The organism is Siccirubricoccus soli (assembly GCF_024178315.1).
In the GTDB taxonomy this organism is placed as follows: Bacteria; Pseudomonadota; Alphaproteobacteria; order Acetobacterales; family Acetobacteraceae; genus Siccirubricoccus; species Siccirubricoccus soli.
In genome coordinates this window covers 1-10,553 of the sequence record NZ_JAMZIK010000012.1, presented here as the reverse complement: position 1 = coordinate 10,553, position 10,553 = coordinate 1, and the positions used below count along the sequence as shown (strand labels likewise).

Below are 10,553 nucleotides of genomic sequence, written 5' to 3'. Positions count from 1 at the left end.
CTGGCGGCGCTCCCGGGCAGCGCGCAGCTCCGTTTCCAGCGCCGCATTCGCCTGGCGGGCGGCGGCCTCCGCGGCCTGCAGGGCGGTGCCGCGGCGGGCGGCCTCGGCGGCGCGGCGTTCCGCCTCCGCCGCGGCCTCGCGCAGGGCAGTGACCTCCGTCGCCATGCCGCGGGAGAGGGTTTGCAGCACGAGGAGGCCGCGCAGCGCTTCCTCCGGCGGGGCGGGGACGGCGAGCAGGGATTCCGCCGGCCAGAGGCCGAGGCGGAGCATGGTGGGAAGCAGCGGGAGGATGGCCTCCGCCTGGTTCCGCACCGCGCGGCGGGCGGTGGCGGCGGCGTCCTCGGCGGCGCGAAGCTCGGTGGCGGCCTCTTCCTGGCGCTGCTCGGCGGCCTGCAGGCGGCGGGCGGCCTCCACCCGGCGTTCGGCCAGGCGCTGCTCCTCCGCCGCCGCAGCGCGGGCCGCGCGGGCCGCTTCCTCCGCCGCCTGGGCCTGGGCGGCGGCGGCGCGGCGGGCATCCTGCACCGCGTCCCGCGTCGGCTGGGCCTGGGCGGGCAGGGCGAGGAGGAGGAGAAGGACAAGCGGCGGCACGGGGCGGGAGTGTACCAAAGCCGGCGTGGCGCCGGTGCTGCCGCAGTACGACAAAACGCAACAGGCCGCCCTTGGGGTCTGGGCAGGGGGCGCTGCCCCCTGCAACCCCCGCCGGGGCCAGGACCTGGCCCCGGACCCCGGTCTGAGTCCGCTGGTTCCACCTGCCGACTCACACCGGGGTCCGGGGAGGAGTCTCCTCCCCGGCGGGGTGCAGGGGCAGCGCCCCTGCCGGGGGTTTCGGGGGCGGAGCCCCCGCTACCCCTGTTTCAGCAGGGACACCCCGGTCATCGCCTGCGGCTGCGCCAGTCCCATCAGCGCCAGCAGCGTCGGCGCCACATCGGCCAGCCGCCCGTCGTGCAGCTTTCCGCCGGCCGGCCCGCCCACCAGCATCACCGGCACCGGGTTGGTGGTGTGGGCGGTGTGCGGGCCGCCCGTCACCGGGTCCTTCATCAGCTCGCAATTGCCGTGGTCGGCCGTCACCAGCAGCGCGCCGCCCTGCGCCCTCACCGCCGCGGCGATGCGGCCGAGCCCGGCATCCACCGTCTCCACCGCCTTGATCGCCGCCGGCAGGCTGCCGGTATGGCCCACCATGTCCGGGTTGGCGAAGTTCAGCACGATGAGGTCGTATTTGCCGGTATTGATCGCGGCGACCGCCTTTTCCGTCAGCTCCGGCGCCGACATCTCCGGCTGGAGGTCGTAGGTGGCGACCTTGGGGGAGGGGACCATGATGCGGTCCTCGCCCGGATAGGGCTTCTCCTCGCCGCCGTTCAGGAAGTAGGTGACGTGCGGGTATTTCTCTGTCTCCGCCATGCGGAGCTGAGTGCGGCCGGCGCGGGCGACGACCTCGCCCAGGATGTCCGCCATGCTCTGCGGCGGGAAGAGGGTGCCGAGGAAGGCGTCCAGCGCGGTGGAATACTGCGTCATGCCGGCGGCGGCGGCGAAGCTCACCGTGCGGCTGCGCGGGAAGCCGGAGAAGTTGGGGTCGAGCAGCGCCGCCAGGATCTCCCGCACCCGGTCGGCGCGGAAATTGAAGCAGAGCAGCCCGTCGCCGTCGCGCATCCCGGCATAGTCGCCGATGGCGGTGGCGGGGACGAATTCGTCGGTGACGTCCTTGGCATGGGCGGCCTCCACCGCCGCCACCGGATCGGCGGCGCGGGCGCCTTCCGCGCTGGCCATGACGTTGTAGGCCTGGGAGACACGCTCCCACCGGTTGTCGCGATCCATCGCGTAGTAGCGGCCGGTGACGGTGGCGATGGCGACGTCCGGCAGGCCGGCGATGTCCTGCATCAGCGTCCGCAGATAGTCTGGCGCGGCGCGGGGCGGCGTGTCCCGGCCATCGGTGAAGCAGTGGACCGCCACCCTCACGCCGGCGGCGGAGAGCGCCTTCGCCAGCGCCGCCGCATGCTTCTGGTGGCTGTGCACGCCGCCGGGGGAAACCAGGCCGAGCAGGTGGCAGGTGCCGCCGCTGGCCTTCAGCTTGGCGATGAGCTCCGTCAGCGCCGGCAGCGTCGCCAGGGAGCCATCGGCCACCGTCTTGTCGATGCGCGGCAGGTCCTGCATCACCACGCGGCCGGCGCCGAGATTGAGATGCCCGACCTCGGAATTGCCCATCTGGCCGTCCGGCAGGCCGACATCATGGCCGGAAGTGTGCAGGAAGGCGTGGGGGCCGGCGGACCACAGGGCGTCGAAGGTGGGGGTCCTGGCCTGGCGGACGGCGTTGTCCGCCACCTCCTCGCGCCAGCCCCAGCCATCGAGAATCACCAGCATCACGGGCTTCGGCATGTCGGTCCTCGCTGCTTTCGGGGCGGATTATCCCCAGCCCAACGCAGCGGCAAGCGAGGGAGGCCCTGCCTCCCTCGCGCTCCCTCCGCCAAAGGCCGAAAGGCCTTTGGAAACCAACATTTTAGGTCAGGGCGTGGTCCTTCAACACTTCGGGCTTGAAGGCGAGGCCATGGCCGGGGCGCTCGGGGGCCAGGATGAAGCCGTCCTGGATGACGGGCTTCTCGACCCAAAGGTCGTCGAGGAGACCCATCTGCTCGGCCCAGATGGCGTTCGGGATGCTGGCGAGGATGTGGACGTTCAGCTCCGGGAACAGGTGCGGCGCGAAACTCATGCCCCAGGTGGCGCCGACGGTCGCGATCTTGCGCAGCTCGGTGAAGCCGCCGCGCATCGGGTCCGGCTGCAGGATCGGCAGCTTCGGGTTCTCGAGGAAGGGGCGAAGGTCGTCCCGGCCGAAATGGCTCTCGCCGCCGACGATGCGGGTGGGCAGCGCCTCGGCGCAGCGGAGATAGCCGGCGAAATCGTCGGCCAGCACCGGCTCCTCGAGCCAGTAGGGGTCGTAATCCAGGAAGGCGCGGCCGGCGATGATGGCCTGGTCCGCGGTCCAGCCCATGTTGATGTCGATCATGATGTCGATATCGGGGCCGACGGCGTCGCGCACCATGCGCAGGTTGCGCACATCCTGCCGCCAGTCGCCGATATGCGCGGCCTGCATCTTGATGGCCTTGTAGCCCTGCTCGACATACCACTTCGCCTTGGCCGCCATGCCCTCGCCGAGCGCGCCGCGGAAGCAGCCGCTGCCATAGATCGGGATCTTTGCGCGGCAATGGCCCCAGAGCCGGTGCAGCGGCAGGCCGGCGGCCTTGCCCACCACATCCCACAGCGCGATGTCGATGGCGGACTGCGCCATCATCGTCACGCCGCCGCGGCCGCCGGTCAGCGTCGTGCGCCAGAGGTCGCGCCAGATCGCCTCGATCTCCGTCGCATCCCGGCCGATCACGCGCGGCGCCATCGCCTCCGCGATGCAGGCGCCGATGGTGCGCTGCAGCGGCAGGTTCAGCAGGTGCAGGTAGCCAAGGCCGGTGAGGCCGGATTCCGTCACCACCTCCACCACCACCAGATCGCGCTGCGGGCCGAGCGCATGGCCCTTCATCCAGGGATCATCGGCCCAGGGCAGGCGCAGCAGGGTGGTGCGCAGCTCGCGGATCTTCAGGTCGGGCATGGCGTTTCCTCCGCCTCAGAAGAGGTTGCGCCATAGCCTGCGCGTGAGAGCGAGAGCGAGCAAGCCCTCCAGCCCCGTCGCCACGCAGGCCATGGCGGCGCCCACCCAATCCGCCAGCATCCCGATATGGAGGAAGCCGATGGGGCCGAGGCCGATGCAGAGCGAGAGGATGCCGAGCACCCGGCCGCGCAGCTCCGGCGGCGCGGCGAGATAGACGAGCGTCGCCTGCATCACCGCGAAGCAGGCCTGGCCGGCGCCGGTGAGGAGCAGCGCGGCGCCCGCCAGCACCGGGTGTGGCGCCAGGCCGAAGGCAGTGATGGCGAGGAGGCAGGTGATGCAGCCGCCCATGTAGCAGCGGGCGAAGCGCGAAGGCTTCGCCCAGGCCGCCATGGCCAGCGCGCCGGCGAAGGCGCCGACCCCGTCCATGGAGGTGAGCAGCCCGTTGGCCTCCGGCCCGAGGCCGAGGCGCTCCGCGGCCACCACCGGGATGAGGCTGGTGAAGGGCCAGCCCCAGATGTTGAAGATGATGGTGACGCAGAGCGTGCCCTGCAGCCGCCGGTCGGCGCGGACCGCGGCGAAGCCGGCGGCGAGGCGGGTGGCGAAGCTCTCCGTCGCGGCCGCGACGCCGCTGCGGTAGCGCAGCGTCAGCGCCGCGTGCAGCGCGATGAGGTAGAGCAGGCAGGAGAGGGCGAAGGTGCCCTGCGCCCCGGCCGCCGCGAAGATGATGCCGCTGGCGAGCGGCCCGGCCATGCGGCTGGCATTGTTGCTGCCGACATCGAAGGACATGGCGCGGCCGAGCAGCGTGGTGCCGACCACCTGGCCGATCATCAGCCGCCGCACCGGATTGTCCGCCGCCCAGGCCAGGCCGTTGACGAAGCTCGCCACCGCCAGGTGCCAGACCTGGAGCTTGCCGGTGGCGGCCAGCAGGGCGAGGGCGAAGGAGGTGGCGAGCGAGGCGAGCACGATGAACAGCAGCGCGCTGCGCGCCTCCACCCGGTCCGCCAGCGCGCCCAGCGCGGCGCCGAACAGCCCCATGGGCAGGATGCGCAGCATGCCGAGCATGGTGACCGTGAAGGCGGAGCCGGTCGCCTCCCAGGTCACGAGGGAGACCGCCAGCATCTCCAGCCAGCGGACCATGAAGACGATGGTCCCGACGGTCCAGAGCCGGCGGAAATCCGGCAAGGCGAACAGGCGCGGCGATTGGGCCGCGATGGCATCCACGCTGGTCGTTTCCTTCCCGGCCAAGAATGGCCGCGCCCAGCATGCCGCCGATTGGCGCCGGCCGGAAGGGGGGGCATGCTGGGCCCCGGGAAACGGCAAGGAGGCGGCGATGAGGCCCTTCGAAGGCATCCGCATCATCGACATCACGCATGTGCTGGCGGGGCCCTTCGCGGCCTACCAGCTCGGCCTGCTCGGCGCCGACGTCATCAAGGTGGAGCCGCCGGACGACCCGGACCAGAGCCGCGACAGCGGGCCCGACCTGGCGCTGAACCGTGCGAATATGGGCAGCTACTTCCTGACCCAGGGGTCCAACAAGCGCTCCATCACGCTGGACCTGAAGAGCGAGGCGGGGCGGGAGGTGCTGAAGCGCCTGGTCGCCACGGCCGACGTGCTGGTGGAGAATTTCCGCCCGGGTGCCTTCGAGGCGCTGGGGCTGGGCTATGCGGCGCTCTCCGCCATCAACCCGCGCCTGATCTACTGCTCCATCTCCGCCTTCGGCCATGGCGGGCCGCGCGGGCAGCAGACCGCCTATGACCATGTGATCCAGGCGAGTTCCGGCATCATGGCAGTGACGGGCACGCCGGAGGTGAATCCCATCAAATTCGGCGCGCCGGCGATCGACTACGCCACCGGCACCATGGGCGCCTTCGCGCTGAGCGCGGCGCTGTTCCAGCGGGAGCGGACGGGGCGCGGCCAGCATATCGACCTGGCGATGCTGGACGTGGCGCTGATGATGCAGGCCAGCCACCTGACGGCCTACATGGCCAGCGGCAAGGCGGCGAAGCCGAGCGGCAACAAGCACGCCCATGCCAGCAACAGCGCCTACCGCACGAAGGACGGCGCGCTGGTGATGCTGGGGGCGAGCAATCTCCGGCAGCAGAAGCGCCTCTGGGCCGCGCTGGGCCGGCCGGAGATGGCGAAGGCGAACAACGAGGAACGCCTGGCCGACCGCGACCGGGAGGAGGCGGTGCTGGCGGAGATCATGCTGACCCGAACGGCGGACGAGTGGGAAATGTATCTGCAATCGAAGCATGTCCCCGCCTCCCGCGTCCGGCGGATGGAGGAGGCGCTGGCCGACCCGCATGTGGCGACGCGCGGCGTGCTGCACCGCTTCCCGGAGGGCTCGCCGGGGGTGGACCGGCCCTATGGCGTGCCGATGGCCGCCTTCAAGCTGGCGCATGGCGGGCCACAGGTGGACCGGCCGCCGCCGCAGATGGGCGCGGATACCGAGGCGGTGCTGGCGGAGCTCGGCTATGCGGCCGGCGACATCGCCGCGCTGCGCCAGAAGAAGGTGATCTGAGGCGATGCGCCTGCTGCTGATCCAGGCCTTCTCCCTGCCGCCCGACTCCCCCGGCGCCTATCGCCGCATGGATGGGGCGACGAAGGAGGAGGCGCTAATGAACCACGCCGCCGTCGCGCCGCTGCTGGCGGGGGTGGAGTGGGATCTGCACCCCGGCGCGCTGGCGCCACACGGCAACTGGCCGGTGGAGACGCGGGAGGAATTCGCCATAGCCGGCGTCGCCCGCCTGCCCATCGTGCGGGAGGCCTGCGAGAGCGGGACATACGACGCCATCGTGCTGCTGGGCGGCGGCGATCCCGGCTTCATGGAGGCGCGGGAGATCGGCCGGCGCCACCGCATCCCCGTCACTGCCAATGCGCATGCGCAGATGCATGTGGCGATGACGCTCGGCAACCGCTTTTCCTTCGTCGATATCTCCGAGACGCACAATGCGCATATGGCGGAGCTGGTGGTGCGCTACCGCATGGCGCACGCTTGCGCTTCCATCCGCAACATCGACCATCCGCTGCCGCGGCCGGCCTATCCGGCGGGGCGCGTGACGCTGAAGGGCGAGGCGGAAAAGCACGCGGCGGGCGAGCGAAGCGGGATGCTGGAGGCGGCGGTAGAAGCTGCCATTGCCGCCATCACCGAGGATGGGGCGGAGGTGATCCTGCTGGGCTGCTCGGCGGCCTTCTGGCTGCGGGAGCCCTTGCAGACCAGGCTGCTGGAAGCGGGCTGGGACGTGCCGGTGCTGGAAGGTTATCGCTGCGCCATCGCGATGGCGAAGATGCTGGTGGGGCTGGGGGTGGATGCCAGCGGCATCACCTTCCCGGCGGATCCGCCACGGCATAAGCGGCGGCGGCGGTTCGTGTGATTGGGGAAGGGCGCTGCCCTTCCCCAAACCCCTACCCGCCAAGGGCCGAAAGGCCCTTGGAACCCTTGAGTCGACAGGTTGAACCGACGAGGCTCAAACTCAAGGTTTCCAAAGGCCCTTCGGCCTTGGGCGGAGGGAGTTTGAGGGAGGCGGAGCCTCCCTCAACCCCGGTCGTTCTTCGCCTGCCAAGCCTCGATGGCCTCGATCGCCGCCCGGTTGTCGATGATGTCCGCGTAGCGCCGCTCGACATCCTTCAGGTTCTGCTCATGCGCCGCCTGGTCGTGGTCCCCCACGCAGTCGCGCGGCACCATCACCCGGAAGCCCAGCGAAAAGGCATCGATGATGCTGGCGCGCACGCAGCCGCTGGTGATGCAGCCGGTGACGATGACCGTGTCCACCCCCTCCTTCGTCAGGATCGCCGCCGCGGGCGTGGCGAAGAAGATGGAGGGCGCGGATTTCATCAGCAGCACGTCCGGCTCCGCCGCGGCGATGCGCGGGTCCAGTTCCACGGATGGCGTGCCCTGCAGCAGGTCCAGCACCGGCGCCGCCTTCCAGTGCGGCGCGGCGCGGCGGCTGTTGTAGCCATTGACGCAGGCCACCACCGGCAGGCCGGCGCGCTTCGCTGCCTGAATCACCGGCACGGTGGCCGCCACCGCCGCATCCACCATGGGGGCGCCGCCCATGGGGAAGCCTGCCTCGATGAAGCCGCGCTGGAAGTCCACCACCACCACGCCGGGCTTCCGGCCGAAGCCAAGCGGCCTGCTGCCATAGCCGCGCTGCGCATAGATATCCGACATCGATCCGCCCCTGGCTGAATTCCGGCACGGTGGTTGCAAGTCTCATGCCCGCCGCCAGCGATGCAGGACGGATCATGGGCCATCGCCATGTCGGCGGAGGTTTCGCCGATGACCTCGTGCCGGACACGAAGATGCAACTGCCCATGGTGGGTACAGCCTGCCGCTGGCAGCGGCCCTGGGATCCGCCCTCGCGCCATCCTGGCCCGGTGCGGCATGATCCGCGGGAGCGAGGAGCGGCGTGGCGACGGTGCCTGGCCATGGGGAGAGCGGAATGACCGATCTGGTGCAGAACCCCGGCGGGGTGCAGGAACTGGGCGCCGCCATGGCGCGCGGGGAGCTGACGGCGGATGCGCTGGTGCGCCGCTGCCTGGAGCGGATCGCGGCGGTGGACCGCCAAGTGCGCGCCTGGGTCTCGGTGCAGCCGGAGCTCGCCCTGGGTGCCGCCCAGGCGCTGGATGCGGAACGCCGTGCCGGGCGCGTGCGCGGGCCGCTGCACGGCATTCCGGTGGGGGTGAAGGACGTGATCGACGTCGCCGGCCTGCCGACGCGGGCGAACAGCCCGAGCCGCGCCGATGCCGCGCCCGCCACAGCCGATGCCACGGTGGTGGCGCATTTGCGCGCGGCGGGGGCGATCATCCTCGGCAAGCTGCACACCACGGAGTACGCCTACTACGAATCCCTGCCGCCGACGCGGAATCCCTACGACCTCACGCGCACGGCGGGCGGCTCCTCCGCCGGCTCCGGCGCGGCGATCGCCAGCGGGACGGTGCCGCTGGCACTCGGGACGCAGACGGCGGGCAGCGTGAACCGGCCGGCAGCCTATACCGGCGTCGCGGCCTTCAAGCCCTCGACGCTCGCCATCGGCGGCACCGGGGTGGTGCCGCTGGCGCCGAGCTTCGACACGGTGGGGGCTTTCGGCGCGGGGGCCGCCGATGCGGCGCTGCTGGCGGCGGGCTATGCCGCGGACCATTTGCATCTGCGCAGCCCCGCCCCGGCCACGCCGCGCCTCGTGGTGCTGGAGGATGCCATGGTGGCGGCGAAGACGGCGCCGGGCACGGCGGCGGCGCTGGATGCGCTGGCGGAGCGCTTCGCCGAAGCCAAGCTGCCGCTGCGCCGCGCCATGGCGCCGGTGCCGCTGGAGGTGCTGCTGGCGACGCATCGCACCGTGCTGCTGGCGGAGCTGGGCCGCACCCATAAGCGGCTGCCGACGGACCGCATCGCACCGCGCCTGGCGCAGGACATCGAGGCGGGGCTCTCGATCCTCGATACCGAATACCATGCGGCGCTGGCGGCGCTGGCCGGATATCGCCAGGCCTTCTGGTCCGCCTTCGGGCCAGATGAGCTGCTGCTGCTGCCCGCCGCGCCGGATGTGGCGCCGGAGGCGAGCACGACGGGCGATCCCTCCTTCGTCATCCCGACCACGGCGCTGGGCGGGCCGGTCGCGACCGTGCGGGCGGGCATGGATGGCGCGTTGCCGGTGGGCGCGCTGCTGTTCGGCGCGCCGGGGGCGGATACCAGGCTGGCCGGATTCCTGCTTTCGGAGACGGGGGCGGCGTTGGGACTGTAGGAGAGGGTCAGGCGATGCTGCTGCAAGGGCCGGTCATCGATGTCGCACCCTGCCGCCGCGGCGATGCGGGAGGTGGCGCGGCAGGCCGGCCGGGCGGTGAGCGACATCGGCGTCCCAGAGCATGCTGCGTTCGCTTGCGTTCATGCAGCATGCTCTAGGCCGTTGTTTTGCCAGCATCTTCACGCGTTCAGATGATTCCATCTGAGCGCGATCTGCTCTAGTCATCGCCAGCCATGACGTGGACCCGGCGCAATTCGTCGGGACGCAAGTGCGGGTGGCATAGTGCTGAGGGGGAGCGCTGCTTCCCCTCAAACTCCCCTACGCCAAGACCGAAAGGCCCTTGGAATCCTTGAGTTGGCAGGTTCAGCCCGCGAAGCGCAAACTCAAGGGTTCCAAAGGCCCTTCGGCCTTTGGCAGGGGCGAGTTTGAGAGGGCGCAGAGCCCCCCCTCAAGTACTTCGGACGTTACGCTGCCTCGAACGCCGCGACCGGTACGTCCTCCGCGGGCGCCTGCCGCCCGCGGATCAGGTCCGCCGCCTTCTCCGCGATCATCAGCACGGTGGCCAGGGTATTGGCCGAGGGCAGGTTCGGCATGATGGAGGCATCCACCACCCGCAGCCCCTGCAGCCCGTGCACCTGCAGCCGGTCATCCACCACGGCGGTCGGGTCCGTGGCCGGGCCCATGCGGGCGGTGCCGGCCAGGTGGAAGGTGGTGCTGCCGTTGCGGCGGGCGAAGTCCAGCAGCTCGTCATCCGTCTGCAGTGCGAGGCCGGGCTGGATCTCGCCCTCCACATGGCGGAGCATTTCCGGTGTGGTCAGCAGGCGGCGCACCAGCCGGATGCCGGCCAGATGCACCTGCCGGTCCATCGGGTCCGCGAGGTAGTTCGGGTTGATCTCCGGATCCTCGAACACATTGGTGCTGCGGGCGCGCACCCAGCCGCTGGATTCCGGCCGGTGCTGCCAGGCGCTGCCGGTGACGCCGGGATAGTCGTCCAGCTCCGTCAGCTTGCCATCGGCGTAATTGCCGGGGGTGAAGACGCATTGCAGGTCCGGCAGATCCAGCCCCTCGAAGCTCTTCCAGAAGACATGGACGTGGGAGGGGCAGATGGCGAGGATGCTGGGCTGGCCGCGGCTCCAGCGCAGCACTTCCCGCCCCAGCCGCACGCCGCGCGAGAGCTCGTTCAGGGTCGGCACGCCGGGGCGGATGCGCATGACGACGCGGGTGGT

8 protein-coding genes and 1 pseudogene are annotated in these 10,553 nt (G+C 71.1%); 3 read left to right on the top strand and 6 right to left on the bottom strand.

Annotation, left to right across the window (positions count from 1 at the left end; genetic code table 11):
- The 4 genes and pseudogenes from NJ376_RS02470 to NJ376_RS02455 all read right to left on the bottom strand — a co-directional run.
- A pseudogene (locus tag NJ376_RS02470) lies at window positions 1–588 on the bottom strand (hypothetical protein); the annotation flags it as partial.
- A 255-nt stretch (window positions 589–843) separates the two neighbouring features.
- Window positions 844–2,370, bottom strand: coding sequence for a 2,3-bisphosphoglycerate-independent phosphoglycerate mutase (gene gpmI, locus NJ376_RS02465; protein ID WP_252951652.1), 1,527 nt, complete (start codon window positions 2,368–2,370; stop codon window positions 844–846).
- Between the two features lie 121 nt (window positions 2,371–2,491).
- The gene (locus NJ376_RS02460; protein ID WP_252951651.1) at window positions 2,492–3,589 is read right to left on the bottom strand and encodes a mandelate racemase/muconate lactonizing enzyme family protein; all 1,098 of its coding nucleotides are present in this window, start codon (window positions 3,587–3,589) and stop codon (window positions 2,492–2,494) included.
- Between the two features lie 15 nt (window positions 3,590–3,604).
- Window positions 3,605–4,810 (bottom strand): MFS transporter, encoded by a 1,206-nt coding sequence (locus NJ376_RS02455; RefSeq protein ID WP_252951650.1) that lies wholly within the window; start codon window positions 4,808–4,810, stop codon window positions 3,605–3,607.
- Window positions 4,811–4,919: 109 nt separating this feature from the next.
- Between NJ376_RS02455 and NJ376_RS02450 the strand changes: the two genes are divergently transcribed.
- Together NJ376_RS02450 and NJ376_RS02445 are read left to right on the top strand one after the other, a co-directional pair.
- Window positions 4,920–6,110, top strand: a complete 1,191-nt coding sequence (locus NJ376_RS02450; protein ID WP_252951649.1) for a CaiB/BaiF CoA transferase family protein — start codon at window positions 4,920–4,922, stop codon at window positions 6,108–6,110.
- 4 nt (window positions 6,111–6,114) lie between these two features.
- Complete coding sequence (locus tag NJ376_RS02445; protein ID WP_252951648.1) at window positions 6,115–6,963, top strand: aspartate/glutamate racemase family protein; 849 nt, start codon at window positions 6,115–6,117, stop codon at window positions 6,961–6,963.
- 161 nt (window positions 6,964–7,124) lie between these two features.
- On the opposite strand, the gene NJ376_RS02440 is transcribed toward NJ376_RS02445, so the two are convergent.
- Complete coding sequence (locus NJ376_RS02440) at window positions 7,125–7,760, bottom strand: isochorismatase family protein (RefSeq protein ID WP_252951647.1); 636 nt, start codon at window positions 7,758–7,760, stop codon at window positions 7,125–7,127.
- 271 nt (window positions 7,761–8,031) lie between these two features.
- Between NJ376_RS02440 and NJ376_RS02435 the strand changes: the two genes are divergently transcribed.
- Complete coding sequence (locus NJ376_RS02435) at window positions 8,032–9,327, top strand: amidase (RefSeq protein ID WP_252951646.1); 1,296 nt, start codon at window positions 8,032–8,034, stop codon at window positions 9,325–9,327.
- Between the two features lie 464 nt (window positions 9,328–9,791).
- Here NJ376_RS02435 and NJ376_RS02430 read toward each other — a convergent pair.
- A partial coding sequence (locus NJ376_RS02430) for a GMC family oxidoreductase (protein WP_252951645.1) occupies window positions 9,792–10,553 on the bottom strand: 762 nt, incomplete at its 5' end.

What these genes read in the sequence shown, in the direction of transcription:
- gpmI (WP_252951652.1), bottom strand. Translation starts at nt 2,370, where the DNA reads ATGCCGAAGCCCGTGATGCTGGTGATTCTCGATGGCTGGGGCTGGCGC.
- NJ376_RS02460 (WP_252951651.1), bottom strand. Translation starts at nt 3,589, where the DNA reads ATGCCCGACCTGAAGATCCGCGAGCTGCGCACCACCCTGCTGCGCCTG.
- NJ376_RS02450 (WP_252951649.1), top strand. Translation starts at nt 4,920, where the DNA reads ATGAGGCCCTTCGAAGGCATCCGCATCATCGACATCACGCATGTGCTG.
- NJ376_RS02445 (WP_252951648.1), top strand. Translation starts at nt 6,115, where the DNA reads ATGCGCCTGCTGCTGATCCAGGCCTTCTCCCTGCCGCCCGACTCCCCC.
- NJ376_RS02440 (WP_252951647.1), bottom strand. Translation starts at nt 7,760, where the DNA reads ATGTCGGATATCTATGCGCAGCGCGGCTATGGCAGCAGGCCGCTTGGC.
- NJ376_RS02435 (WP_252951646.1), top strand. Translation starts at nt 8,032, where the DNA reads ATGACCGATCTGGTGCAGAACCCCGGCGGGGTGCAGGAACTGGGCGCC.